Source organism: Microbacterium festucae (assembly GCF_025421715.1).
Lineage (GTDB): Bacteria > Actinomycetota > Actinomycetes > Actinomycetales > Microbacteriaceae > Microbacterium > Microbacterium festucae.
Genome location: NZ_JAOEFC010000001.1, coordinates 902,529 through 928,262 on the forward strand (window position 1 = coordinate 902,529; position 25,734 = coordinate 928,262).

Below are 25,734 nucleotides of genomic sequence, written 5' to 3' on the forward strand. Positions count from 1 at the left end.
GGCTCCCGCCGGTGGCGGGCGGCTCAGCCGCCGGCGGCGGGCGGGGTGCGGCTCTCGTCGGCGAGCTCGTCGACGGTCAGCGACGTCTCGTCGAGGGTGCCGTTGCGGTAGGCCTGCCGGCCCACCATGTGCGCCGACAGCGGTGCGGTGGCCAGCTGGATCAGCACGACCGGCACCAGGAAGGCGGCCACCTCCCACGATCCGGATGCCAGGGCGATGGCGATGCAGATGAGGATGAGCCCCAGCACCTGCGGCTTGGTGGCCGCGTGCAGGCGGGTGGGCACGTCGCGGAAGCGGAAGAGGCCGATCGCGGCGGTCAGGCACAGCAGCGCCCCGATGAGGATGAGCGCGAGCACGATCCCGTCGATCATCGTCCGTCTCCGTCTCTGCGCGCCACGAAGCGCGCGATCGAGATCGACCCGAACACACCCACGGCGGCGACGATCAGCAGCAGCGGCAGGGTGCGCGTGTGATGGTTGATGGCCATCTCGGCCCCGAGCACGCAGATGACCAGCGTCAGCAGCACGTCGGCGGCCACCGCGCGGTCGAGGATCGACGGCCCGATGATGATGCGCCACACCGTCAGCAGGGCGGCCACGGCGAACACCACGGTGATGATCACGAGCATGACGCTCATCGCACCCTCCCCGCCTCGATGGCCTCGTCCATGGCCCGCACCTGCGCGCGCGAGCCCACCGCGCGCACGATCCGCTTCTCCCAGTGCTTGACCGAGCGCTTCTGCGTCGCGACGTCCTCGGCGCTGTCGATGCCCAGCACGTGCAGGTAGAGCACGCGGCGGTCACGGTCGACGTCGATGATCAGCGACCCGGGAACGAGGGATGCCGTCACGGCGACGTGCGTCATGATGAGGTCGTCGTCGGTCTCGAGCGGCACGGCGATGATGCCGGTTCCCCGGCGACGCGGCGAGATGACCTGCCAGGCGACGGTGAGCGATCCGCGCACGAGGGCGAAGAAGAAGTCGCCGATGAACACGAGCCCCCACCACAGGTTCACCCGGCCCGACAGCTCCACCGGCGGCAGCCGGAAGATGCGGGTCACGAAGATCGCGACGATGAGCCCGGTGAGGGCGGCGAGCACCGTGAACTGCCCCCACAGCAGCATCCACAGCGCGACCAGCCACACGAAGAACGGCAGCTGACGCCACACGGCGGCCAGCACGCCTTTGGCGGTGGGCTTCTCGGTGGGGGTCACCGGATCACCCCCTCGGCGGTCTTCTCGTCGACCTGCCCGATGTGCACGGGGTCTTGCAGTGCGGCGCCGATCTTGGTGCACAGCTCGTAGAGCGGGCCGGCGAAGACCGTCAGCGCGATGGTGACGGCGACCATGCCGGCCGTGGCCGAGGTCATCACGCGTGGGATCACGCGGCGCTGGGTCTGGGTGGCGGCGGCGGGCGCGTCGTCGAGGTAGGCGATGCGGTCGGCGCCCACCTCGTCGCCGTGCTCCTCCTCCTCGCGCCAGAACGACAGGTTCCAGGCGCGCATGAGGGCGTAGAGGGTGAGCAGCGAGGTGATGATGCCGCCCGCGATGAGCAGGTACATGAGGGGCGTGCCCACCTCGGCGGCCGCGTCGAACAGCGCGAACTTGCCGATGAAGCCCGAGAACGGCGGCAGGCCGCCCAGGTTGATGGCGGGCACGAAGTACAGCACCGCGATGAGGGGCGCCGCTTTCATGAGGCCCTTGACCTTGAGGATCGAGGTCGATCCCGCGCGGCGCTCGACGAGGCCGACCGCCAGGAACAGGGTCGTCTGCACCACGATGTGGTGCACCATGTAGTAGATCGTCGCCCCGAGCGAGGCGGGGGTGGCGATCGCCAGTCCGAACACCATGTAGCCGATGTGACTGACGAGGGTGAACGACAGGATGCGTTTGAGCTCGGCCTGCGCGACGGCGCCGAGCACCCCGACGATCATGGTGGCGAGGGCGACGATCAGCAGCAGCGTGTTGACGTCGTTGTCGCGGAAGATCTGCGTCTCGGTGCGGATCATCGCGTAGACGCCGACCTTGGTCAGCAGGCCCGCGAACACCGCCGTGACCGGCGCCGGGGCGGTCGGGTACGAGTCGGGCAGCCAGAACGAGAGCGGGAAAACGGCCGCCTTGATGGCGAAGGCCAGCAGCAGCATCAGGTGCAGCACGAGCTGCACCTCCTGCGGCAGCTCCATCATGCGCTCCGACAGCTGGGCGATGTTCACCGTTCCCAGGGCGCCGTAGATCGCCGCGATCGCCGCGAGGAACAGGATCGACGACACCAGCGAGACGACGATGTAGACCACGCCCGTGCGGATGCGCGACTCGGTGGAGCCCAGGGTGATGAGCACGTACGAGGCGACCAGCAGGATCTCGAACCCGACGTACAGGTTGAACAGGTCGCCGGCGATGAAGGCGTTGAAGATGCCCGCCGACAGGATGAGGTACGACGGGTGGAAGATCGAGACCGGGGTGTCGTCGTCGCCGTCGGCGGCGCCCTGGCCCACCGAGAACAGCAGCACCGCCAGCAGCACGATGCTGGAGACGACCACCAGCAGCGCCGAGAGCCGGTCGACGTAGAGCACGATGCCGAACGGCACCGGCCAGCCGCCCACCGACACGGCCAGCGGCACACCCGACTGGTCGACGGCGTACAGCAGCACGGCGGCGATGCCGAGCACCAGCGTCAGGGTGATGAGGGAGACCCCCACCTGCACGCGGCGGCGGCGGCCGAAGATCAGCGCGACGGCTGCGCCCAGCAGGGGCAGCGTCACCAGCAGCGGGACGAGGCTGCTCATGCGTCACCCCCCGATCCGCGCGGAGCGTCGTCGTCGGAGCGCCGCACCGGGCGGTCGACGGGGGCGTCGTCGCGCAGCGCCGACAGGTCGCGCTGGTGCAGCACGACGATCGGCGCCGTCTCGGTGCCGATGAAGTCGGTGGTCGCGTCGTCGTCCTCGTCGGTGATCTCGTCCTCCATCGTGTCTTCGTCCTTCTCGGCGCGCTCGCGCACCTCCAGGTCGGCCTCGTCGTCTTCGACGGTGTCGGCCTGGCCCAGCTGCCAGGAGCGGTAGATCAGGGCGAGGAGGAACGCCGACACCGCGAAGGTGATGACGATCGCCGTGAGGGTGAGCGCCTGCGGCAGCGGGTCGCTCATCTCGTCGGGCGAGGCCGCCGCGCCGAAGAACGGGGCGACGCCGGGCTCGCCCATCACGACGAGGAGGAACAGGTTGGCGGCGTTGCCCAGCAGCAGGAAGCCGATGAGCACGCGGGTGAGGCTGCGCTCGAGCATCGCGTAGACACCCGCCGCGAACAGCACGGCCATGATCACGATGAGCACCATCGACACGTTCACGAGACCACCGCCCCGCCGGCGCTGCGCGTGCTCGCCTCTTTGGTCTGGCGGTCGACCTCGGCGCCCAGCGAGCGCAGCACGTCGAGCACGAGGCCGATGACCACGAGGTAGACGCCGATGTCGAAGATGGTCGAGGTCACGAACTCGACGTGGCCGAGCACGGGCAGTTCGGCCTCGACGAACCAGCTGGTCAGCGGCGGCGCGCCGAAGAACATCGGCACGATGGCGCACGCCACGGCGAGGGTCATGCCCGCGCCCAGCAGCCGTCCGGCGTCCGTGGGGGCGGCCGCCCCCAGCTCGTAGGGGCCGCCCGCGACGTAGCGCATGACCAGCGCCATGCCCGCCACGAGGCCGCCCGCGAAGCCGCCGCCGGGCAGGTTGTGGCCGGCGAACAGCACGTAGATCGACACGACGATGATCGTGTGGAAGAGGATACGCACGATCACCTCGAGCAGGATCGAGCGGTTCTCGGGCAGCATCCGCTGGCCGCCGACGAGCCAGGCCTGGCGGGTGCTGCGCGGGTGGGCGCGGCCCGGCTGCGGGCCGTCGACCGTCTCGACGAGCGGGCGGCGGGTGCGCACGGCGCCCGTCGGCAGCGCCGAGATGCTCTGCGAGAGCGTGTCGGAGCGGTTGGTGACGAACACGAGCGAGGCCACACCGGTCGCGGCGAGGATGAGCACCGACAGCTCGCCCATCGTGTCCCAGCCGCGCAGGTCGACGAGGGCCACGTTGACGACGTTCTTGCCGTGACCGAGCTCGTAGGCCAGCTCGGGGAAGCGGTCGGAGATCGGCTCGGCGATGCGCGCGCCGGTGGCGACGATCGCGATGCACGCCATCGTCACGCCCACCCCGATCGCCAGGGTCGCCCGCAGCACGGGCGCCACCGACGCGTTGTGCTCGCCGAGGCGGGCGGGGATGCGGCGCAGCACGAGCGCGAAGGCGACCAGGGTCACCGTCTCGACGAGGATCTGCGTGAGGGCGAGGTCGGGCGCGCCGCTGGTGGCGAACAGCAGCACCATTCCGAGGCCGGTCACCGACACCAGCACGATGCCGGTGTAGCGCTTGCGGGCGCGCACCGCCACGATGCCGGCGAGGATCATGATCGGCGCGACGACGAGCTGCATCGGGGTCTGCCAGAGGTCGAGCTGCGTGCTCCACGGCTGGCCCGTGGCCACCAGCGCGGTGCCCTCGGCGGCGACGAACACGACGAAGATCGTGCCGACGTACACCGGCAGCGAACCGCGCTGGGTGAGCGTGGTGGTCCACACCGCGACCTTCGCGATGCCGCGCAGGCTCGCGTTGTAGGCGTCGAGCGAGGTGAACGGCAGCATGCGCCCCGGCAGCGGGCGGCGCCGGCTGGCCCAGAACACCAGGATGCCGACGGCGATGGAGCCGATCGTCATCAGCAGCGCCGGCTCGAGCCCGTGCCAGAGGGCGAGGTGGGCGGGATGCTCGGGGGCGGGGAACTCGTCGGCGTATCCCGAGAGGGCGACGTCGAGGGCGGGGGCGGCGAACCCGCCGGCCAGGCTCAGGGCGGCCAGCAGCACCGGGGCGCCGAGGAAGCCGATGGGCGGGTCCGGCCACTCGGTGCGGGGCAGCGCTTCGCCGACGGCATCCTTCTTGGTTCCGAACGCCCCCCACACGAACCGCAGGCCGTACGCCACGGTCAGCACCGACCCGGCCACGATGCCGACCAGGGCGATCCACGCCCACGGCGAGTGGGCGGTGTCGTCGAGCAGGGCGGTGAGGGCGGTCTCCTTGGCCACGAAGCCGAGGGTCGGGATGATGCCGGCCATCGAGGCGACCGTGATCACCGAGATCACCGCCAGGGTCGGCGCTTGCCGGGCCACACCCGACAGCTCGGTGATGTCACGGGTCGACAGCTGCCGGTCGATGATGCCGACCACCAGGAACAGCGCAGACTTGAACAGCGCGTGGCCCAGCAGCAGCGCGAGCCCCGCCAGCGCCGCGTCGCGGGTGCCGTAGCCGAGCACCACGGTGAGCATGCCCAGCTGGCTGACGGTGCCGAAGGCGAGGATGCGCTTGAGGTCGTTCTCGCGCAGCGCCTGCAGCCCGCCCAGCAGCATCGTGAACACGCCGAGGGTCACCACGATCGGCCGCCACGGCTCGGCCAGCGCGAGGGCGGGCGCGAGGCGGGCGATGAGGTAGATGCCGGCCTTCACCATCGCGGCGGCGTGCAGGTAGGCGCTCACCGGGGTGGGCGCGGCCATGGCGCCGGGCAGCCAGAAGTGGAAGGGGAAGATGGCCGACTTGCTGAGCGCGCCCACGAGCACCAGCACGACCGCCGTGTTCAGCAGCACGGGGTCGCCGGCCACCGTCTCCGGCCAGGTGGCGAGGATCTGGGCGATGCTGTTGGTGCCGGCCTGCACGACGACGATGACGACGCCGACGAACATCACCAGACCGCCGAGGGTCGTCACCAGCAGCGCCTGCAGGGCGGCACGACGGCTCGCGCCACGCGCGTGGTAGAAGCCGATGAGCAGGTACGAGAGCACGCTCGTGACCTCCCACAGCATCACCAGCACGATCGCGTCGTCGGTGAGCACCAGGCCGTACATCGCGCCGGCGAAGGCCAGCAGCACGGCCGAGAACAGTCCGACGCCGTCTTTCTTGCCGTCGAAGTACCAACGGCAGTAGAGCATCACGAGCGCGCCGACGCCGGTGACGATGAGCGCCATCACCCACCCGAGGGTGTCCATGCGCATCGACAGTTCGATGTCGAGCGACGGGATCCACGCGAAGGTCTCGGTGAGCACCTCGCCCGACAGCACCGCCGGCGACTGCGCCACGGCGTGAGCGAAGGCGACCAGGGGCAGCGCGGCGGCGACATAGAACGCGCGCGCTCCGATGCGTCCGACGAGCCAGGGCAGTACCAGCGGCACAAGAGCGAACAGGCAGAGGAGCAGCAGCAAAAAGGTGCCTCCTCATGGCGTCAGCCGGCGTCTGGGGATCGGACTCTATTCTATAGGGCGATTTCGGGAACCGGACCCGTCGTGTTCCCGAGGCGGAACGGACAGGGCAGCACGACGGATGCCACGGGGGTGCCCGCCAGCAGTGCGGCCACCGCGTCGCCCGCCGCGCGGCCCTTGCCGATGGCATCCTGCACGAGGGTCGTGAGCCGGTAGGGGGCCAGCCCGTCGACGGCGATCCCGTCGAAGCCGGTGACGCTGAGGTCCGCGGGCACGCGCAGGCCCGCCTCTTCGGCCGCGCGGATCACGCCGACGGCGAGCAGGTCGCTCTGGGCGAGGATCGCGGTGGGGCGATCGGGGCCCGCCAGCAGCGCGCGCCCGGCGATCAGCCCCTCGTCGATCGACGAGCCGGCGGTGGCGATGGCCGCCGCGCCCGGGAAGACATCGTGCACCCCCGCCAGCCGGTGGCGCGTGACGTCGACGACGATCTGCTGGTCGGCGGTGAGCACGCCGCGGGGCCGGCCGCCCACCGGCAGCGTCACGGTGGCCACGCGCGTGTGGCCGAGTGCGCGCAGGTGCTCGGCGGCCAGGCGCTGGGCCTCGCGGTTGTCGAGGTCGATGCGGGGCACGTCGTCGCCGGCGTCGCCCTCGATCACGACCAGGGGCACGCCGCGCGCCTTGACGGGCGCCAGGGCCGCGCGCTGACGCGCGGTGCAGCCCACGAGCACGGCCGCGTCGATGGGCGAGGTGGTGAGGGTGGGGGCGGCGGCATCCGTGTCGACGGTGTCGCGCACGAGTAGCAGGCCCGAGCCGAGCGGACCGACCGCCGCGGTCAGTCCGTCCATCATGAGGATCTTCACCGGGTCTTGGAACGCGCGGCCGAGGTGCTCGGTGAACACGACGCCGACGATGCCCGACCGCCCGCGCCGCAGCGAGGCGGCGAGCGGATGCGGTCCGGTGTAGCCGAGCGTGGTCGCCGCGGCGACCACGCGGGCCCGCGTGGCATCCGACACGGGCGTCTTGCCGCTGAAGACGACCGATGCCGTCGAGGCCGAGACCCCCGCCGCGCGGGCGACGTCGGCGATGGTGGCGCGGCGCGTCGTCATGGGCTGATCGTACCCGGTGGTCCCGGCGCGCGCCGAAACGATTCGATCCGCGCGATATAGGATCGGGGACCATGGAATCGACCCTCACACGACGGCAGCTCGTGCACTGGCGCACGGCGATCTTCACGATCTTCCTCGTGTGCGGTCTGGGCTTCGCCTCGTGGGCCTCGCGGCTGCCTACGGTCAAGCAGACCCTCGGCATCGACGACTTCCTCGTCGGCGTGCTGCTGTTCGTCATCGGCGCCGCCTCGATCGTCGGTCTCTCGCTGGCCAACGTCATCGTCGCCCGCTGGGGGGCGCGGCGGGGGATGTTCGCCACGATCATCTCGTTCGGCACCGGTGTGCTCATCGCCGGTCTCGGCGTGCAGTTCCTCGAGTCCTACGCGGTCACCGCGATCGGTCTGGCGTTCATGGGCCTCGGGATGAGCGCCACCGACGTCATGATGAACGTCGAAGCCGCCGCGGTCGAGCAGTCGTTCGAGCGCACCCTCATGCCCCTCTTCCACGCGTTCTTCAGTCTCGGCACGGTCGCCGGTGCGGGTCTGGGCATCCTCATGGCCGCCGCGCAGGTGGGCATCGCCTGGCACCTGTGGCTCGTGGGCGTCGTCGTGCTCGCCGCCGGCCTCGGGTCGCTGCGCTTCGTGCCCAACCGCGAGATCGTCCACGACGACCCGGCCACGGCCCCCACCCGGCGCGAGCGGTTCGCCGAGATCGCCGCGGTGTGGCGCGACCCGCGCACCTACGCCATCGGCGTCATCATGCTCGGCATGGCCTTCGCCGAGGGCAGCGCCAACGACTGGCTCACCATCGCCGTCGTCGACGGCCACGCGCAGACCGAGGCGATGGGCGCCATCGCGCTCACCGTGTTCTCGGTGGCGATGACCGTGTTCCGCGTGCTGGGCGGCCCGATCGTCGACCGCATCGGACGCGTCTGGACGCTGCGCATCCTCGCCGTCACCGCTGCCGTCGGCCTCATCACCTTCATCCTCGCCCCGAACCTCCCCGTCGCCTTCGTCGGCGTCGCACTGTGGGGCGCCGGAGCCTCCCTCGGGTTCCCGCTGGGCATGTCGGCCGCCGCCGATGACCCCCGGAAGGCAGCCGCATCGGTGTCGGCCGCGGCGACGATCGGCTACGTGGCCTTCCTGTGCGGGCCGCCCGTGCTCGGCTGGGTCAGCCACCAGATCGGCATCCTGCCCACCCTGTGGATCATCGTCGCGCTCATCGCGATGAGCGGACTCTTCTCGGGCGCCGCCAAGCCCATCGCCGGATCGAAGGTCGGCGCCGGTCACCACTGACCGGTGCGCGCCGCTTCCCCCGTACACTCGTCGGGTGCGTCTCGTCATCGCCCGCTGCTCGGTGGATTACACCGGCCGCCTCAATGCCCACCTGCCGCTGGCCACGCGTCTGCTGGTGCACAAGGGCGACGGCTCGCTGCTCGTGCACTCCGACGGCGGCTCGTACAAGCCGCTCAACTGGATGAGCCCGCCGTGCACCCTGACGGTGGAGGAGCCGGATGCCGAGTCGGCGTCGGCCGGCGTGCAGGAGCACTGGCGCGTCACGCACGCCAAGACCGGTGACGCGCTGCTCGTGCGCATCTACGAGGTGCTGCACGACTCGGCGCACGAGCTCGGCATCGACCCGGGTCTGCAGAAGGACGGCGTCGAAGCCGACCTGCAGCGCCTGCTGGCCGAGCAGGTGGACGTCATCGGCGACGGCCTGCAGCTGGTGCGCCGCGAGTACCCCACCGCGATCGGGCCGGTCGACCTGCTGCTGCGCAACCCCGAGGGCGGCACGATCGCCGTCGAGGTCAAGCGCCGCGGCGACATCGACGGCGTCGAGCAGCTCACCCGCTACCTCGAGCTGCTCGGTCGCGACCCGCACCTGGCGCCGGTGACGGGCGTGTTCGCCGCGCAGGAGATCAAGCCGCAGGCCAAAGTGCTCGCGAACGATCGTGGCATCCGCTGCGTCACCCTCGACTACGAGGGCATGAAGGGCACCGAGTCGGGCGCCCCGCGGCTGTTCTGACCGACCGGGCGGATCGATTCCGCGACCGGCCTAGGCTGGGGGCATGGCCCCTCGCTCCCCGTTCAGCTGCATCCTGTGGGACATCGACGGCACCGTCGTCGATGCGTCGGAGGGCATTCTGCGGCGCCTCACCCGCTGCCTGACCGAGCTCGGCTACCCCGCGCCGACCCGGGCCGAGCTCGTGCACTGGATCGGTCCGCCCATGCACCAGTCGTTCCAGACCAACGTGGGCATGTCGCCGGAAGAAGCGGCGGATGCCGTGACGCATTACCGCGCGATCGGCCGCGAAGACGGCTATGCCAGCGGTGCGCGGCTCTACCCGGGCATCGGGGAGCTCATCGGCGATCTCGCGGCCGCCGGCATCCCGCAGGCGACCGCCAGCTCCAAGCCGGAGATCCAGGTGACCGCGCTGATGGACCACTTCGACCTCGCCGTGCACCTGCAGGCGATCGTCGGTGCGACCGCCGACGAGAAGACGCGCGCGTCGAAGTCGGCGGTGATCGCCGAGGCGCTGCGTCAGCTGGCCGCGGACGGGCACGACATCAGCCGTCCCGTGCTCATCGGCGACCGGCACCACGACATCGACGGCGCGGCCGAGCACGGTGTGCCGGTCATCTTCGTGCGGTGGGGCTTCAGCTGGCCGCACGAGTCCGAGGGCGCGCAGGCCGTCGTCGACACCGCCGACCAGCTGCGTGCATTGCTGCTGGTCGACGGCGACGTGTGACGCCTGCGCGAGATCCGCGAGGGATCAGAGGGGGCGAATGTTCTCCGCCTGCAGGCCCTTGGGGCCCTGCGCGATGTCGAACTCGACCCGCTGGTTCTCCTCGAGCGAGCGGTAGCCGCCCGACTGGATGGCGGAGTAGTGGGCGAAGACGTCAGCGCCGCCCTCGTCGGGTGCGATGAACCCGAAACCCTTCTCCGAGTTGAACCACTTGACGGTACCGCTGGTGCTCATGAACTGCCTTACGTGCGAGCTGAATCCGGCGCGGGCGCGCCGTTGGAAACACCGTAACGGGAGCACTCGATGTTGTCCTGCCCGGTGAGAGAAGGTGACACAAATGTTGCAACCCCGCAACAACCATTCGACGCCCGGGCGGCATGCGCTGAGCGCTCACGCCCGGGCGTCGACGGATCCCCCCGGATAGGCCACGCGTAACGTGACGGCGCCGAGTCTACTGATATATCGGTCCGCCGGGGAGGGGTGCACGGTTGCGAATCCGCCGTGAGTACATAGGCCGGAGCCGTACACTGTTGCGGCAATGAGCGCGACACTCCACCCGATCGAACTCACCAGCGGCATCATCCTCGGCGACGAGGTGTACAGGACCATCGGCGCGGCGATCCTCGACGGACGCCTCGCCCCCGGCGAGCGCCTGCGCGACACCGACCTGGCCCAGCAGCTGGGTACTTCGCGCACCCCGGTGCGCGAGGCTCTGCAGCGCCTCGAGCGGTTCGGCCTCGTCGAGATCGCGGTCGGGCGCTACACGCGCGTCTCGGTCCCCGACGAGAAGCTCCGCGCCGACACCGGCGCCTTCACCGCCTACTTCATGGGCAACGCGCTGCGCCTCGCGCTGCACCACGCGTCCGATGCGCAGCTCGCCGAGCTCGTCGAGCTGGCCGATGCCGTCGTCGCCGCCTCCGCCGAGGCCGACCCGCTCGCCCTGTTCGAGCGATCGACCGACCTGTTCGTGCAGGTGACCCGCGCCACTGGCAACACCGTGTTCATCGGGGTGATCCGCGAGGCCTCCCTGGCCATCCAGCGCAATCTGCGCGGCTGGGTGCCGTTCATGGCCTCTCCCATCGAGCGCGCCGCGAGCTACACGCAGCTGCGCGATGCGATCGCGCACCGCGACGCCGACGAAGCCGAGCGCCTGCTGCGCTACCTGCACAGCGTCGCCTGACACGCCGTTCCGGCGCTGATCCGCGCCCCTACCCGCCCGCCACGGCGCATAACTCAGGCAGATCGGCCCGCGCGGGCTCCGATACCGGGCCTCGGCCCGGTTTCTGCCTGAGTAATGCGCCGCCCGTTCAGGCCGGCGCGGACTTCGACGCCAGCCGGCGCACGGCGCGAGCCACGGCGCATAACTCAGGCAGATCGGCCCGCGCGGGCCCCCAAGCGGGGCCCCGGCCCGGTTTCTGCCTGAGTTATGCGCCGCCCCGGTCAGTCCGGCTCGGACTTCGACGCCAGCCGGCGCACGGCCTCGCTCGTGATAGCAGGGTCGCGGGGCTCGGTGTCGAGTGCGGCATGGATGGTCAGGCCCTCGATGAGCGCGTCGATCATCAGCGCCGTCGCGGGATCGAAGTGGGCGGAGAGGGTGTCGCGGCTGCGCCGCATCCACCGGTTCGTCACGGCACGGAACGCCTCGTCGCGCGCGGCCAATGTATAGAGCTCGTGGGTGAGCACCAGGTCGCGTCGGGTGACGAAGACGTCCTGCTCGATGAGGTCTGCGACCGCGCGGATGGCGGCGTCGTGGTCGAGATCTCCTGCCAGCCGGGCTGCGAACCGCGCGCTCATCGAGTCGGTGAACCGCTCGAACGCCTCCCGCAGCAGCTCGTCGATGCCACGGAAGTGGTAGGTCATCGACCCCAGCGGCACATCGGCGCGCTCGGCGATGCGCCGGTGCGAGGCGCCGGCGACACCGACCTCGGCGATCACCTCGAGGCACGCGTCGATGATCCGGTCGCGCCTGCCTGGGTCGTAGCGTCGCGCCGACGTCATGCGCGTCGCCCCCCGCGCCCGTGCCCTCGGTCCATCATGTGTGCGACTGTACACACCGCGCCATCCCGCTCCCCGACCTCCCGCTCCCGCTTCGCGCTCGATGTGTACGTGCGTACACTGTAAGGATGCTTGCACGCGCGCGCCCTGCGCCGCTGAGCCCCCTCCACCCACGATGCCTCTCGAAAGGCCGTCTCCCCGCCCGTGTACTCGCTCCTCCTCGCGATCATCTACATCGCCTTCATCAGCCTCGGGCTGCCCGATTCGCTCCTGGGCGCCGGGTGGCCGGTCATGCACCACGACCTCGATGTGCCGATCGCCTTCGCCGGCCTGGTCACGATGATCATCGCGGGCGGCACCATCCTCTCCAGCCTCGCCTCCGAGCGCGTGACCCGCCGGTTCGGCGTGGGCGTGGTGACGGCGGTGAGTGTCGGGATGACCGCCGCGGCCCTCGTGGGCTTCTCGTTCTCGGATTCGTTCTGGATGCTGTGCCTCTGGGCCATCCCGTACGGCCTGGGCGCGGGGGCGGTCGACGCCGCGCTCAACAACTACGTCGCCGTGCATTACGCGGCGCGGCACATGAACTGGCTGCACGCGTGCTGGGGGCTGGGCGCGTCGTTGAGCCCGTTCATCATGAGCTTCGCCCTCACCGCCGACTGGGGGTGGTCGAGCGCCTACCTCATCATCGGCGTCATCCAGGCCGTGCTCACCTTCGCCCTGCTCATCAGCATCCCGCTGTGGAACAAGGTCAACGCCGTGCACCCCGCGGGGGCGGAGGAGGCGGAGGATGCCTCCGGCGCGCCCGCCGCGAGCCGCACCCACGTCTCGCTGGCCCAGGCGATCCGCATCCCCGGCGTCCTCCTGATCCTGACCGCGTTCCTCGCCTACTGCGCGCTCGAGAGCACCGCGATCCTCTGGGCCTCGAGCTATCTGGTGACAGAGCGCGGGGTGGATGCCGCGACGGCAGCCGCGTTCGCGTCGCTGTTCCTGCTGGGCATCACGGCAGGCCGCTTCCTGGCGGGCTTCTTCGCCGACCGGATCGGCGACCGGCAGATGATCCGCGGCGGCTTCGCGGCCGTGGGGCTCGGCGCCCTGCTGCTCGCCCTGCCGGTGGGCACCGACCTGCCGGCGCTGATCGGACTCGCAGTGCTCGGGCTCGGCTGCGCCCCCATCTACCCGGCGATCATCCACTCGACACCGGTCAACTTCGGGCGGCGCAACTCGCAGGCCATCATCGGCATCCAGATGGCCGCCGCCTACACCGGGTCGACCTTCGCGCCGCCCCTGTTCGGCATCCTGGCCGACGTCGTCGGACTGTGGCTGTTCCCGCTGTTCCTCGCCGTGCTCGTCGTGCTCGGCCTGTTCATGTCCGAGCGACTCAACAGCCTCGTCCGCCGCGGAGGCAACACGCACTGAGCCGGCGCTCGCCCGTCACGCCCAAACGAAGAAGCCGGCCGGAGCATGTGCTCCAGCCGGCTTCTTCCTGTTGTGCGCGAGGGGGGACTTGAACCCCCACGCCCTTGCGGGCACTGGCACCTGAAGCCAGCGCGTCTACCTATTCCGCCACTCGCGCGATTCCGCTTGCGCGGAGTCAACCTGCCGAGGATATCACGACCGCCCGGGTGCGCCCGAATCCGGGCCCACCGCACCCGCTCCATGGTGCGCTCAGGGTGTGCAACTAGCATGTAGCCACACGTCAGCCTGCCAGAGGAGCCCCGTGGGACTACTTGACAGCTTCGAGAAGGGACTCGAACGCGCCGTCAACAGCGCGTTCGCGAAGACCTTCCGCAGCGGCGTTCAGCCTGTGGAAGTGGCATCCGCCCTGCGCAGCGAACTCGACGTGAAGGCTGCCGTCGTCAGCCGCGACCGCATCCTCGCGCCCAACACCTTCGAGGTGCGCCTGGCGCCCGCCGACGCCGAGCGCATGGCGAGCCTGGGCAGCACGCTCGTGAACGACCTGCACCGCCTGGTCGAAGAGCACGCCAAGAAGCAGGGCTTCAGCTTCGCCGGGCCGGTGGCGATCTCGCTCGCCGCCGACGAGCAGCTCTCGACGGGCACCCTGCGCGTGGATTCGCGCACGGCGGCCGGTGGCGAGGTGGCCTGGCGCGGCGTCGTCGACATCGCCGGCACCCGGCATCCGCTCGTCAAGAGCCGCACGGTCATCGGCCGCGGCAGCGACGCCGACATCACGATCGCCGACGCCGGCACGAGCCGCCGACACGTCGAGATCCTGTGGGACGGCGAGCGCGCCATGGTGCGCGACATGAACTCGACCAACGGCACCAAGCTCAACGGCACCAAGGTGTCGGAGGCCGCGCTGCCGCCCGACTCGGTGGTGACCATCGGCCGCACCGATATCGTCTTCACTGTGGTGCCGCAGGCCCTGCCGCCACGCCCCGCGCCGAACGACGCGACCCGCGCCTTCGATCTGGGAGACCTTGCGTGAGCGAACTGACCCTGCTGCTGCTGCAGGTGGGCTTCCTCGTCCTGTTGTGGTTCTTCGTGTTCGCCGTGGTCTACTCGCTGCGCGCCGACCTGTTCGGCGTGAAGGCGCGCAAGCTCCCCGAGCCGGCCACCGCCGCACCCGCAGCCGCCGCACCGAGCCCGAGCGCGCCGACCGCCCCCGTCGCTCCGGCGGCGCCGCGCTCCGCGTCGGGTCCGGTGAAGGCCACCACCGACGCCGTCTCGCGCATCGTCGTGACCTCGGGCCCGAAGGCCGGCCTCGAGCTGCCGCTGGGGTCGGAGCCGGTCACCATCGGTCGCTCCAGCGAGTCGGGGCTCGTCATCCGCGACGACTACACCTCCAGCCACCACGCGCGCCTGCTGCTGTGGGGCACCCAGTGGATGGTGCAGGACCTCGACTCGACCAACGGCACGTGGCACGACGGCAAGCGCGTGAGCGCGCCCGTGCCGATCACGGTGGGAGCCCCCATCAAGGTCGGCGCCACGACGTTCGAGCTGCGGAAGTAGCGGACGCCGCGACATGGTCTTCGAAGGATCGAGCACCGCGATCTCCCATACCGGGAAGGTGCGGTCGAACAACCAGGACTCGGGCTACTGCGGCTCGAACCTGTTCGTCGTCGCCGACGGCATGGGCGGGCACGCCGGCGGTGACGTCGCCTCGAGCCTGGCCGTCCACCGTCTGAAAGAGCTCGACCACGCCTACGCCTCGACGACGGATGCCGAACGGGAGCTGCGCGACGCGATCAGCGACACGGCGGCCGAGCTGATCGACACCGTGGCGGTGCGCCCCGAGCTGGCCGGCATGGGCACGACGGTCAGCGCCCTGGTCATGGTCGACGACTACGCGGTCGTCGCCCACATCGGCGACTCCCGCGTCTACCTCTTCCGCGACGGCGCGCTCACCCAGATCACCACCGACCACACGTTCGTGCAGCGCCTGGTCGACTCGGGGCGCATCACCCCCGAAGAGGCGCGCTACCACCCGCGCCGCTCGGTGCTCATGCGGGTGCTCGGCGACATGGACCCCGATCCCGAGATCGACGCGTTCATCATGCCCACCCAGCCCGGCGACCGCTGGCTGCTGTGCTCGGACGGCCTGTGCGGCGTGGTCGACGACGTGCACACCGGCAAGGTGCTCGGTCAGGGTTACGCGCCGGGCCGCACCGCCGACCTGCTGCTGAAGCAGGCGCTGGATGCCGGTGCTCCCGACAACGTCACCATCGTGCTGGTCGACGTGGGCGGCAACCACCCGCTCGCCAGCGGCACGCCCACCATCGTCGGCTCCGCCTCCACGCCGCAGGGCGTGGAGATCCCCGCCGCCCGCTCGGGGCGCAGCAGCTGGCTGCACCCGGCACGCCAGGCCGCCAACGAGCCCACCCACTACGAGCCCGCGCTCGAGTACCTCGAAGAGGTCATCGAGGAAGACCGCCGCCGCGTGCGTCGGCGCCGCCTGTGGTGGATCGTCGGGCTCGTCGTCATCCTGGCGGCACTGGCCGTGGGCGCCTTCGCCGGCTACCAGTGGACCCAGACCCGCTACTTCGTCGGCTCCGACGACGACACCGTCGTGATCTACCGCGGGGTGCAGCAGGACATCGGCCCGATCTCGCTGTCGTCGGTCTACAACGACACCGGCATCCCCCTCGCCGACCTCCCCGTCTACCAGCGCATGGCCATCGAGGAGACCGTGTCGGCGCGCTCGCTCGCCGATGCGCAGGCGATCGTCGCGAGCATCCGCCGGTCGCTTCCGGAGGGATCACCGTGACCGCCGAAGAGATCAGCACCGACACGTCCGTGCTGCGGGCGCTCAAGCGCATCCGCATGCCCGCCACGCACCGCAACCGCGAACTCGCGCTGCTGGCGTTCTCGTTCGTCATCAACGGCAGCGCGCTGGCCCTCGTGCAGCTGGGCGCCACCGGCGCGATCGACGCGACGTTCCTCTACTACTGCGGCGGTCTCACGGTGCTCGTGCTGGCCCTGCACATCGTGCTGCGGCTGCGCGCGCGGGATGCCGACCCGTTCGTCGTCCCGATCGCCACGGTGCTGACCGGCCTCGGCATCGCGATGATCTACCGCATCGACCTCGAGAAGAAGGTCGAGGGGTGGTCGGCGCTGTCGATCCGCCAGCTGGTGTGGACGGCCATCGCCATGGCCGGCGCCATCGCGGTGGTGCTGCTGCTGCGCAACTACCGCGTGCTGTTCCGCTACACCTACGTGTTCGGCTTCGTCGGCATCGCGCTCCTGCTGCTGCCGCTCGTGCCGGGCCTGGGCACCAACGCCAACGCCGACGTGTGGGTCTCGGTGGCGGGCCTGTTCTCGTTCCAGCCGGGCGAGCTCGCCAAGATCGCCCTCGCGGTGTTCTTCGCCGGCTATCTCGTGCGCACCCGTGAGGCCCTCACCTCGGTGGGCACCCGCTTCCTCGGCATGACCTGGCCGCGCGCCCGCGAGCTCGGCCCGCTGCTGCTCATCTGGCTCGGATCGCTGGCGATCATCGTGCTGCAGCGCGACCTCGGCACCGGCCTGCTCATCTTCGGCATGTTCGTCGCGATGATCTACGTGGCCACCGGCAAGACCAGCTGGGTGCTGATCGGTGTCGTGCTGGCCGTGGTCGGGGCGATCGCCGCCTCGCAGGTGCTGCCCTACGTGCAGGCGCGCTTCACCAACTGGCTCGACGCGTTCAACCCGTCGCTGATGGACAACAGCAGCATGCAGCTGGTCACCGGCATCTTCGGTCTGGCCCAGGGCGGGCTGATCGGTACGGGCCTCGGCCAGGGCCGCCCCGGCCTCACGCCGCTGGCCCGCAGCGACTACATCTTCCCGAGCCTGGGCGAAGAGCTCGGGCTCGTGGGCGTGTTCGCGATCCTCTGCCTCTACATGCTCTTCGTCAGCCGCGGCATCCGCATCGGCATGGCCGGGCAGGACGACTTCGGCAAGCTGCTCGCGACGGGCCTGTCGTTCACGATCGCGCTGCAGGTGTTCATCATGGTCGGCGGCGTGACCCGCGTCATCCCGCTCACCGGCCTCACCACCCCGTTCCTCGCGGCGGGCGGTTCGTCGCTGGTGGCCAACTGGATCATCGTGGCCCTGCTGCTGCGCATCTCGGATGCCGTGCGCTCCCGACCCCGGGTGGTGATCGGATGACCAAGGAACTGCGTCGCCTCAGCATCGTGATGCTCGCGATGTTCCTCGCCCTGTTCGCCTCGACGAGCTACATCCAGGCCGTCGGGGCGGGGGCCCTGCAGGCCAACACCGCGAACAAGCGCGCCCTCTACGACTCGTACGAGGTGCAGCGCGGCTCGATCTTCGCCGGCAGCGAGCTGATCGCCTCGTCGGTGCCCAGCAGCGACATCTACAGCTGGTCGCGCACCTACCCCGACGCCCAGAAGTGGGCGCCCGTCACCGGGTACATCAACCCCGTGCTCGGATCGTCGACGGGACTGGAGCGCGCCATGAACAGCGCGCTGGCCGGCACCGGCAGCTCGCAGTTCCTCTCGCGCCTCGACCGCATCGTCACCGGCCAGCCCCCGCGCGGCTCGAACGTGCTCACCACGATCGACCCCGCCGTGCAGCAGGCGGCGTGGGAGGCGATCCAGCCCTACCAGGGCGCCGTGGTGGCGATGGATCCCTCGACCGGCCGCATCCTGGCGATGGTGACCAGCCCGAGCTTCGACACGAACCAGCTCGCCTCGCACGACACCTCCGCGGTGCAGACCGAGTACGACCGCCTGGTGGCAGACCCCACCAAGCCTCTCTACAACCGCGCCATCGCCGGCGACCTCGACCCGCCCGGGTCGACGTTCAAGCTGGTCGTGGCCTCGGCTGCGCTGGCCTCGGGCGAGTACACGCCCGACTCGACGTTCGAGAACCCCGCCGCCTGGACGCTGCCGGGCACCTCGACGCAGATCCACAACTTCGACAGCGGCACGTGCGGCCCAGGTGAGACGGTGACCCTGGCCACCGCGCTGCGGCTGAGCTGCAACATCCCGATGGCGCAGCTGGCCGTGCAGCTCGGCGACGACGCCATCCGCGAAGAGGCCGAGAAGTACGGGTTCAACCACTCTTTCGAGATGCCGCTGGTCTCCACGGCGTCGGTGTACCCGCGCGGGCTCAACGACGCGCAGACCGCGCTCAGCGGCTTCGGGCAGTCCGACGTGCGCGCCACGCCGCTGCAGATGGCGATGGTCTCGGCGGGCATCGCCAACGGCGGCGTGGTGATGAACCCGCTGCTGGTCGACTCGGTCGTCGCGCCCGATCTCACGGTGCAGCAGACGTTCGAGCCGAGCGAATTCGGCTCGGCGCTGACGGCAGAGCAGGCCGAGGTGATGACCCGGATGATGGTCGCCAATGTCGATGACGGCGCGGCCAGCGGTGCAAGAATAGACGGGGTCGAGGTGGCCGGTAAGACGGGCACGGCCGAGCACAATCCGGGCGATCCCTTCACCCTGTGGTTCACCGGTTTCGCACCGGCGGACGATCCCCAGGTGGTCGTCGGCGTCATGGTCCAAAACGGCGGCGGGCTGGGTCAAGCGGGACAGAGCAGCAAGATCGCAGCTCCCATCGGAAAGAAAGTCATTGAGGCGGTGCTGAACGGATGAGACCGACGCAGGGTGTGAGCTTCGGCGGACGCTACGAGTTGGATTCGCGCATCGCCATCGGCGGCATGGGCGAGGTCTGGGAGGCGACCGATCACGTCATCGGCCGCACCGTCGCCATCAAGATCCTCAAAGACGAGTACATGGGCGACCCGGGCTTCCTCGAGCGCTTCCGCGCCGAGGCCCGCCACGCCGCCCTCGTCAACCACGAGGGCATCGCCAGCGTGTTCGACTACGGCGAGGAGAACGGCTCGGCCTTCCTCGTGATGGAGCTCGTCCCCGGCGAGGCGCTGTCGACGATCCTCGAGCGCGAGGGGTCGCTGTCGACCGACAAGACCCTCGACATCGTGGCGCAGACCGCGGCCGCGCTGCAGGCGGCCCACGCCGCCGGTCTCGTGCACCGCGACATCAAGCCGGGCAACCTGCTCATCACCCCCGACGGGCGGGTGAAGATCACCGACTTCGGCATCGCGCGCATCGCCGATCAGGTGCCGCTGACGGCCACCGGTCAGGTGATGGGCACCGTGCAGTACCTGTCGCCCGAGCAGGCGTCCGGACACCCGGCCTCTCCCGCCACCGACATCTACTCGCTGGGCATCGTCGCCTACGAGTCGCTGGCCGGCAAGCGCCCCTTCACGGGCGAGTCGCAGGTGGCCATCGCGATGGCGCAGATCAACGACGCGCCCCCGCCGCTGCCGCAGACGATCGCCGAGCCGGTGCGCAACTTCGTGCTCAGCATGATCGCCAAGAAGCCCGACGAGCGCCCGGCCACCGCCTCCGCCGTCGCCCGCGCGGCCACGGCGCTGCGCCGCGGCGACATCGCCGGTGCCGCCGCGATCGTGCCGGCCATCGCCGGAGCCGGCGCCGTCGACGAGGTCACGCAGCTGCTGACCGCCGGCACGGCCACCGACCAGGCCACCCGCATCCTGCCCGCCACCGCCGCACTCGAAGAGACCCCGGGCGCCGAGGGCGAGCAGCCCAAGAAGAAGCGCAGCCCGTGGACCTGGCCGCTGGTCGCTCTCATCGTGCTGCTGGTGCTCGTGCTGGGCGGCACCCTGTGGGCGCTGCTGTCGGGCGACTCCAACGACACGCCCACGCCCACGAACTCGTCGCCGACGCAGTCGCAGACCGCCAGCGAGACCCCGACGCCCGAGGCGACCGGGATGAACATCAACTCGCTGAACCTCGTGGGCTCGCAGTGCACCGCCGCCGCGCAGAAGGCCAAGGATGCCGGCTACGAGAACGTCACGTGCCAGCCGGGCAACCCGGCTCCCACCGCCGACGAGCAGGGCCTGGTCTACGAGGTCTCACCGCAGGAGAACGTGCCGTTCACCGAGCCGGTGACCCTGACCTTCTACGCCGACCTCACCCCGATGGCCGCACCCGGTGCCCCCAGCATCCGCCTGCAGGGCGCGCCGGTGCAGAGCGTCGTGGCCGGCTCGACCGTGGAGGCCTACTGGGAGGGCTACTCGTGCCCGGCCGGGGCCGGCCAGGTGACGGGCTACAACCTGACGATCGCCTCCGGTGGCGTGTTCTCGGTGAACGGGTCGACCACCGCGTCGTTCTCGCTCGCACAGCGCGCGAACGCGACCATCACGGTCGACGACTCGGGGGAGACCGTGCTGGCGGTCACCTACACCGTCACGTGCACCAACGCGAGCACCGACCGCACCTCCGACGCGTCGCCGCAGGCCAACGCCTCGATCACCGCCGCACCGAGCCCGTCGCCCACCGCGAACGGCAACGGCAACGGGAACGGGAACGGCAACGGGTCGGACGGCTGACCCGGGGGTCTTCCAGGACCGTCCACTAGGCTGGCGAGGTCCAGCCGAGGGAGTGAAGTGTCAGTAGAGCCGCGCGTTCTTTCCGGCCGCTACCGGGTCGACGACCTGATCGGTCGCGGCGGAATGGCCTCGGTGTACCGGGGAGAAGACACGACTCTCGGTCGCACCGTCGCCATCAAGATCCTCAAGCCCGAGCTGGCCGCAGACGCCTCGTTCCGCACCCGTTTCCGCCTGGAGGCGCAGGCCGCCTCGCGCATGTCGCACCCGACGATCGTGCGCGTCTTCGACGCCGGCGAGGACGTCGCCACCGACGTCGACGGTCACGAGCGCCCCGTGCCCTACATCGTCATGGAGCTCGTCGACGGGCGGCTGCTCAAAGACGTCATCGCCGACGGATCGGTGCCGGTCGCCGATGCGGTGCGCTACGTCGACGGCATCCTCGAGGCCCTCGAGTACTCGCACCGTGCCGGTGTGGTGCACCGCGACATCAAGCCCGGCAACGTCATGGTGACCCCCACCGGTCAGGTGAAGGTCATGGACTTCGGCATCGCCCGCGCGGTGTCGGACTCCTCGTCGACGGTGGCCGAGACCACCGCGATCATCGGGACCGCCGCCTATTTCTCGCCCGAGCAGGCCAAGGGCGAGCCCGTCGACGGCCGCGCCGACCTGTATTCGGCTGGTGTCGTGCTCTACGAGCTGCTCACCGGGCGCGCGCCGTTCCGCGGCGAATCGCCGGTGGCCGTGGCCTACCAGCACGTCAGCGAAGCGCCGATCCCGCCGTCCGAGCTCGTCGGAGCCGTGTCGCGGTCGCTCGACGCGGTCGTGCTGCGTGCGCTGGCGAAAGACCCGTTCCAGCGATTCCAGGATGCCGCGTCGTTCCGCACCGCGCTGGAGGCGACCACCGAGGGCAAGACCCCCAGCAAGCGCCAGGTGGGCGCCCTGCAGACCCAGCTCTACGGCGCCGACCCGCGGCAGGCCGCCGAGACGGCGCGGTCGCTGCGACAGCTCAGCGCCGACACCACGATGCGCCGCACCCAGGCCGGGCCGCCGGTCGCGTGGATCTGGACGGGTGTGGCGGTGCTGGCCGTGCTGCTCATCTCGGTGCTGATCTGGGTCGTGACGATCCGCCCCGGCGCCGAGGTGCCCGGCAACGCCCGCATCGTGCCCGATCTCACCGATGTCTCATGGGAGCGTGCCGAGACCGAACTCACCGAGCTCGACCTCGTCGCCGAGCGCCACGAGCAGTCCAGCGACACCGTCGCCGCGGGCAACGTCATCCGCACCGACCCCACCGCCGAGACGAGTGTCGCCCCGGGGCAGACGGTGGGCGTCTACGTCTCGACCGGTCAGGAGATGTCCACCGTGCCCACGGTCGTCTCACTCAGTCGCACCGAGGCCGCCGACGCGCTCACCGCCGCCGGCCTACAGCTGGGCACGGTGACGGCGCGCAACGACCCCGATCTGGCCGCCGACACCGTCATCTCGGCCACCCCGGGCGAGGGCGTGCAGGTGGGCGCCGGCTCGACCGTGAACCTCGTGGTCGCCAGCGGCAAGGTGACCGTCGTGAACATGTCGGGCTGGACCCTCGACGCCGCCTCGCGACAGCTGCAGACCGACGAGCTCAAGCTCACCCCCGAGCGCGTCGACGACCCCAACTGCCCGGGGGAGGCCGACAACCCGGTCGTCTCGTCGCAGTCGGCGATCGGCGACGTGCCCATCCACTCGACGATCCAGCTCGTCGTCTGCACCGGCGCCTGACGCCGCGGCATCCACCCCGGGTCGACGCCCGGGTCAGGTCCGGGTCACGCCCGCAGCGGATGCCGTCCGTCGGAGCGCTGTGCGGCGCCGGGCATCCCCGCCTGCACCAGCCAGTTCGCCAGCAGGCGGTGGCCGTGCTCGGTGAGCACCGCCTCGGGGTGGAACTGCACCCCCCACAGCGGCAGATCGCGGTGAGCGATGCCCATCACGACGCCCGAGTCGCTGCGCGCGGTCACCCGCAACGGCGCCGGCAGGGTCGCCTCGGCCACCGCGAGCGAGTGGTAGCGAGTGGCGCGCAGCGGGCTCGGGATCCCGGCGAAAGCACCGGTGCCGTCGTGGTGCACCGTCGAGACGATGCCGTGCATCAGCTCGGGGGCGTGGCCCACGGTCGCACCGAACGCGGCGGCGAGGGCCTGGTGGCCGAGGCAGACCCCCAGCAGCGGCAGGCCGAGCCGGGCGGCGCTGCGTACGACGTCGATCGACGCACCGGCGGCGACGGGTGTGCCGGGCCCGGGGGAGACGAGCACGCCCGCGTAGCGACCGAGCGTCTCATCGAGCGCATCCGCGTCGAGGCTGTCGGCCTCGACGAGCGTGGTGTGCGCCCCGAGCTCGTGGAGGTAGCCCACGAGCGTGTGCACGAAGCTGTCGTGGTTGTCGACGACGAGGATGCCGGTTCCGCTAGCCACCGATCGTGGAGTCCTGCGGCGTGATGAACTGCGCCGCCCACGGGAAGGCGTAGAAGAAGAGCCCGTAGAGCACGGCGGCCACGAGCACCAGCAGGATGAGCACCCGCACCCAGGCGGGGCCGGGGAGGATGCGCCACAGGGCGGCGTACATCAGGCAGCTCCTTCGGTGAGCGAGGCGGGCGGGCCGTCGGTGCGGGGGGTGAAGCTCTCGAACATCGCGTACGCGATGATGCGCTCGAGCATGTTGAACTTCGGGGCGCAGCTGGTGAGGGTGAGGTAGCGCCCGTCGGGAGAGGTGCCCACCTCCTGCGGCACCGGCGCGAGCACGTCGACCTGGGTGTCCTGCACGTATTCGAGGGTGCGGAAGCGGTAGGTGTACCAGCCGTCCTGGGTCTCGACCACGATCGCATCGCCCACGACGAGGCGGTCGATCGGGTCGAAGGGCGCGCCCGAGGTCCAGCGGTGGGCGGCGTAGACGGTGTTGCCCAGCTCGCCCGGCATCTGGGTGTCGGGGTAGTGGCCGACCTCGCCCTGGTCGAGGATGTCCTTCCGCGTCACGCCCGAGGCGATCGTGAACTGCCACGTCGGGCCGAAGCGCGGCACGTGCATCACGCCGAACTGGTCGCCGTGGGCGGGCTCGGCCAGCACCGGCACCGGCACCTCGGCCGCGCCCGTCTCGTCGGGCTGCGGGGTGGCGCTCGCGTCGGGGGAGGGCGTGGCCGGTGCGGTGGTGGGCTCCTGGGCCCACGACTGCGACAGCGCGGTGGCCTCGGCGGTCTTCTGCGAGCCGATGATCCAGTCGCCGATCCACATCTGCCAGGCCACATACAGCAGCGCGACCACGCCGACGGTGATCAGCAGCTCGCCGATCACCCCGACGACCGACACCCGGCGGCGCGGAGCCGGCCCGCCGGACCGGGGTGACGGGCGCCCGCGACGGCGGTCACGGCGCGAGGGGGCGTCGGACGCGGCGGTCTCGGGTGCTGCCTGGGGTGCGTCTGCCACACCGGGATTCTCGCACAGCGGGGTTGCGTGCGACCTGACGGTAGAATCGGCGCATGGCACGTTCAGACAAGGGCGACGAGCCCCTGGAGCAGTCTCAGGGTGAGCAGGCGCCGAACCCGGTCTGGTTCAAGCCCATCATGCTGGGGCTCATGATCATCGGACTCGTGTGGGTGCTGGTGTTCTACCTCAGCGGCTCGCGCTTCCCCATCCCCGGCATCGACGGATGGAACATCGTCATCGGCTTCGGCATCGCGTTCGTGGGCTTCCTGATGACCACGCGCTGGCGCTGACGCTCGCGGCATCCGCTTTCGAACCGCACCGGACGGCATCCCCGTCCGGTGCTTTCGTGTGCCTGCGCAGCCGGATGCCGTGACAGGAATTACACCGGTGTGATTCATCCCCACATGTGGATGAACCTGTGGATAACTCTGTCCGCGCGCCCGGGTGCGGCGGTCGGGGAGGCGCTCAGCCGAAGAAGACGAGCGAGGCGGCCACGGTGATCGCGACGAGGGCGACGCCGGTGGCGATGAGCAGCCAGATCTGCGTGCGTCGCTGACGGATCTTGCGGGTGCGGGCGAAGATGAGTCCGACCAGGGCGCCGACGAGGCCGCCGCCGATGTGCGCCTGCCACGAGATGTTGGAACCGGGCAGGAAGGTGAACACGAGGTTGAGGCCCAGCAGCACCGCGATCGCGGTGACGTTGGCACCGATGTGGCGGCCGATGACGAGCATCGCGCCCAGCAGGCCCCACACCGCACCCGACGCACCGACGACCCACGAGCCGGGGGCCAGCAGCGCCACGAGCGCCGACCCGCCCAGGGCGCTGAGGGCGTACAGCGCGAGGAAGCGCGAGCGGCCGAGCAGCGGTTCGAGGCTGCGACCGATGGCCCACAGCGCCAGCATGTTGAGGCCGACATGGAAGATGCTCGCGTGCACGAACACCACGGTGAGCATGCGCCAGGGCTGGACGACGGCGAGAGCGCTGTTGAAGGCGAGGAAGTACTCGACCACGCCCCCGATCGAGGGGATCAGGGTCACGAGGTACAAAAGCACCGTGATCCCGACGAGGGTGTAGGTGGCCAGCGGACGGGTGTCCGTGGCCAGGCGTGACCGACGCCGCGGCATCCGCGCGATGTTCTGACGCTGCGCTTCACCGGCGGCCTGCCGCTGCGCGGCGAGGCATTCGGGGCAGATCACTCCGACGGGCATCTGCGTCATGCATTCCGGGCAGATGGTGCGGGTGCACCGCTGGCACAGCACGAAGCTCTGCCGGTCGGGATGCCGGTAGCAGAAGTTGTCGGAGTTCGAGCGGAACGCGGCGTCGGTCACGATGTG

At 70.5% G+C, this 25,734-nt stretch carries 26 protein-coding genes and 1 tRNA gene; 13 read left to right on the plus strand and 14 right to left on the minus strand.

Translation table 11 applies throughout. From position 1 onward, the window contains the following. Nucleotides 1-23 precede the first annotated feature (23 nt). Genes mnhG through N3K63_RS03940 form a run of 7 tightly spaced genes read right to left on the minus strand, consistent with a single transcriptional unit; the run spans nt 24 to nt 7,373 of the window. Nucleotides 24-371, minus strand: a complete 348-nt coding sequence (gene mnhG, locus N3K63_RS03910; protein ID WP_261578685.1) for a monovalent cation/H(+) antiporter subunit G — start codon at nt 369-371, stop codon at nt 24-26. Next, on the minus strand, nt 368-637 hold the full coding sequence (locus N3K63_RS03915) for a monovalent cation/H+ antiporter complex subunit F (protein ID WP_261578686.1): 270 nt from the start codon (nt 635-637) through the stop codon (nt 368-370). Before N3K63_RS03915 ends, mnhG begins: the two co-directional genes overlap by 4 nt. After that, entirely contained in the window at nt 634-1,212 is a 579-nt protein-coding gene (locus N3K63_RS03920) for a Na+/H+ antiporter subunit E (RefSeq protein ID WP_261578687.1), read from the minus strand. Before N3K63_RS03920 ends, N3K63_RS03915 begins: the two co-directional genes overlap by 4 nt. Next, a complete protein-coding gene (locus tag N3K63_RS03925; RefSeq protein ID WP_261578688.1) occupies nt 1,209-2,783 on the minus strand; it encodes a Na+/H+ antiporter subunit D in 1,575 nt (524 codons plus the stop codon). The genes N3K63_RS03920 and N3K63_RS03925 overlap by 4 nt, the downstream gene beginning before the upstream one ends. After that, nucleotides 2,780-3,337: a Na(+)/H(+) antiporter subunit C gene (locus N3K63_RS03930; protein ID WP_261578689.1), complete on the minus strand. Its 558-nt coding sequence runs from the start codon at nt 3,335-3,337 to the stop codon at nt 2,780-2,782. The genes N3K63_RS03925 and N3K63_RS03930 overlap by 4 nt, the downstream gene beginning before the upstream one ends. Next, nucleotides 3,334-6,270, minus strand: coding sequence for a Na+/H+ antiporter subunit A (locus N3K63_RS03935; protein WP_261578690.1), 2,937 nt, complete (start codon nt 6,268-6,270; stop codon nt 3,334-3,336). The genes N3K63_RS03930 and N3K63_RS03935 overlap by 4 nt, the downstream gene beginning before the upstream one ends. A 50-nt stretch (nt 6,271-6,320) precedes the next feature. Then, the gene (locus N3K63_RS03940) at nt 6,321-7,373 is read right to left on the minus strand and encodes a LacI family DNA-binding transcriptional regulator (protein WP_261578691.1); all 1,053 of its coding nucleotides are present in this window, start codon (nt 7,371-7,373) and stop codon (nt 6,321-6,323) included. 71 nt (nt 7,374-7,444) lie between these two features. Here N3K63_RS03940 and N3K63_RS03945 point away from each other — a divergent pair, with 71 nt between their 5' ends. Genes N3K63_RS03945 through N3K63_RS03955 form a run of 3 tightly spaced genes read left to right on the plus strand, consistent with a single transcriptional unit; the run spans nt 7,445 to nt 10,122 of the window. Further along, nucleotides 7,445-8,668 (plus strand): MFS transporter, encoded by a 1,224-nt coding sequence (locus N3K63_RS03945; protein ID WP_261578692.1) that lies wholly within the window; start codon nt 7,445-7,447, stop codon nt 8,666-8,668. A gap of 34 nt (nt 8,669-8,702) precedes the next feature. Then, nucleotides 8,703-9,398, plus strand: coding sequence for an endonuclease NucS (gene nucS, locus N3K63_RS03950; protein WP_261578693.1), 696 nt, complete (start codon nt 8,703-8,705; stop codon nt 9,396-9,398). Between the two features lie 43 nt (nt 9,399-9,441). Continuing rightward, nucleotides 9,442-10,122, plus strand: a complete 681-nt coding sequence (locus tag N3K63_RS03955) for an HAD hydrolase-like protein (protein ID WP_261578694.1) — start codon at nt 9,442-9,444, stop codon at nt 10,120-10,122. A 24-nt stretch (nt 10,123-10,146) separates the two neighbouring features. Here the strand turns inward: N3K63_RS03955 and N3K63_RS03960 are convergent, their stop codons facing one another. Continuing rightward, nucleotides 10,147-10,353, minus strand: a complete 207-nt coding sequence (locus N3K63_RS03960; RefSeq protein WP_121056763.1) for a cold-shock protein — start codon at nt 10,351-10,353, stop codon at nt 10,147-10,149. Between the two features lie 304 nt (nt 10,354-10,657). Between N3K63_RS03960 and N3K63_RS03965 the strand changes: the two genes are divergently transcribed. Next, nucleotides 10,658-11,299 carry a GntR family transcriptional regulator gene (locus N3K63_RS03965; RefSeq protein WP_261578695.1) on the plus strand — a complete coding sequence of 214 codons (642 nt, stop codon included), beginning with the start codon at nt 10,658-10,660 and terminating at the stop codon, nt 11,297-11,299. Between the two features lie 260 nt (nt 11,300-11,559). Here N3K63_RS03965 and N3K63_RS03970 read toward each other — a convergent pair whose 3' ends face one another. Then, a complete protein-coding gene (locus tag N3K63_RS03970; RefSeq protein WP_261578696.1) occupies nt 11,560-12,117 on the minus strand; it encodes a TetR/AcrR family transcriptional regulator in 558 nt (185 codons plus the stop codon). A gap of 201 nt (nt 12,118-12,318) precedes the next feature. Between N3K63_RS03970 and N3K63_RS03975 the strand changes: the two genes are divergently transcribed. Then, a complete protein-coding gene (locus tag N3K63_RS03975) occupies nt 12,319-13,530 on the plus strand; it encodes an MFS transporter (RefSeq protein ID WP_261578697.1) in 1,212 nt (403 codons plus the stop codon). Nucleotides 13,531-13,603: 73 nt separating this feature from the next. On the opposite strand, the gene N3K63_RS03980 is transcribed toward N3K63_RS03975, so the two are convergent. Further along, nucleotides 13,604-13,687, minus strand: a tRNA-Leu gene (locus tag N3K63_RS03980). A gap of 144 nt (nt 13,688-13,831) precedes the next feature. On the opposite strand from N3K63_RS03980, the gene N3K63_RS03985 reads away from it, so the two are divergent. From N3K63_RS03985 to pknB, 7 genes are read left to right on the plus strand one after another with little or no spacing between them, the layout of a single operon-like run. Beyond that, nucleotides 13,832-14,560, plus strand: coding sequence for an FhaA domain-containing protein (locus tag N3K63_RS03985; RefSeq protein ID WP_261578698.1), 729 nt, complete (start codon nt 13,832-13,834; stop codon nt 14,558-14,560). Beyond that, on the plus strand, nt 14,557-15,084 hold the full coding sequence (locus N3K63_RS03990) for an FHA domain-containing protein FhaB/FipA (protein WP_261578699.1): 528 nt from the start codon (nt 14,557-14,559) through the stop codon (nt 15,082-15,084). Before N3K63_RS03985 ends, N3K63_RS03990 begins: the two co-directional genes overlap by 4 nt. Nucleotides 15,085-15,097: 13 nt before the next feature. After that, nucleotides 15,098-16,339, plus strand: a complete 1,242-nt coding sequence (locus N3K63_RS03995; RefSeq protein WP_261578700.1) for a PP2C family protein-serine/threonine phosphatase — start codon at nt 15,098-15,100, stop codon at nt 16,337-16,339. A gap of 56 nt (nt 16,340-16,395) precedes the next feature. Continuing rightward, nucleotides 16,396-17,715 (plus strand): FtsW/RodA/SpoVE family cell cycle protein, encoded by a 1,320-nt coding sequence (locus N3K63_RS04000; protein WP_261579182.1) that lies wholly within the window; start codon nt 16,396-16,398, stop codon nt 17,713-17,715. Then, on the plus strand, nt 17,712-19,169 hold the full coding sequence (locus N3K63_RS04005) for a peptidoglycan D,D-transpeptidase FtsI family protein (RefSeq protein WP_261578701.1): 1,458 nt from the start codon (nt 17,712-17,714) through the stop codon (nt 19,167-19,169). Before N3K63_RS04000 ends, N3K63_RS04005 begins: the two co-directional genes overlap by 4 nt. Then, nucleotides 19,166-20,950 carry a serine/threonine-protein kinase gene (locus N3K63_RS04010; protein WP_261578702.1) on the plus strand — a complete coding sequence of 595 codons (1,785 nt, stop codon included), beginning with the start codon at nt 19,166-19,168 and terminating at the stop codon, nt 20,948-20,950. Before N3K63_RS04005 ends, N3K63_RS04010 begins: the two co-directional genes overlap by 4 nt. A gap of 57 nt (nt 20,951-21,007) precedes the next feature. After that, nucleotides 21,008-22,708, plus strand: a complete 1,701-nt coding sequence (pknB, locus tag N3K63_RS04015; protein ID WP_261578703.1) for a Stk1 family PASTA domain-containing Ser/Thr kinase — start codon at nt 21,008-21,010, stop codon at nt 22,706-22,708. A gap of 44 nt (nt 22,709-22,752) precedes the next feature. On the opposite strand, the gene N3K63_RS04020 is transcribed toward pknB, so the two are convergent. The 3 genes from N3K63_RS04020 to N3K63_RS04030 are packed head-to-tail and all read right to left on the minus strand — an operon-like array spanning nt 22,753 to nt 24,399. Next, the gene (locus N3K63_RS04020; RefSeq protein WP_261578704.1) at nt 22,753-23,394 is read right to left on the minus strand and encodes an anthranilate synthase component II; all 642 of its coding nucleotides are present in this window, start codon (nt 23,392-23,394) and stop codon (nt 22,753-22,755) included. Beyond that, nucleotides 23,387-23,545: a hypothetical protein gene (locus N3K63_RS04025; RefSeq protein WP_261578705.1), complete on the minus strand. Its 159-nt coding sequence runs from the start codon at nt 23,543-23,545 to the stop codon at nt 23,387-23,389. Before N3K63_RS04025 ends, N3K63_RS04020 begins: the two co-directional genes overlap by 8 nt. After that, nucleotides 23,545-24,399 carry a class E sortase gene (locus N3K63_RS04030; protein ID WP_261578706.1) on the minus strand — a complete coding sequence of 285 codons (855 nt, stop codon included), beginning with the start codon at nt 24,397-24,399 and terminating at the stop codon, nt 23,545-23,547. The genes N3K63_RS04025 and N3K63_RS04030 overlap by 1 nt, the downstream gene beginning before the upstream one ends. A gap of 53 nt (nt 24,400-24,452) precedes the next feature. Here N3K63_RS04030 and N3K63_RS04035 point away from each other — a divergent pair, with 53 nt between their 5' ends. Further along, nucleotides 24,453-24,689: a cell division protein CrgA gene (locus tag N3K63_RS04035; RefSeq protein WP_261578707.1), complete on the plus strand. Its 237-nt coding sequence runs from the start codon at nt 24,453-24,455 to the stop codon at nt 24,687-24,689. Between the two features lie 175 nt (nt 24,690-24,864). Here N3K63_RS04035 and N3K63_RS04040 read toward each other — a convergent pair whose 3' ends face one another. Then, nucleotides 24,865-25,728, minus strand: coding sequence for a rhomboid family intramembrane serine protease (locus N3K63_RS04040; RefSeq protein ID WP_261578708.1), 864 nt, complete (start codon nt 25,726-25,728; stop codon nt 24,865-24,867). Nucleotides 25,729-25,734: the final 6 nt, after the last annotated feature.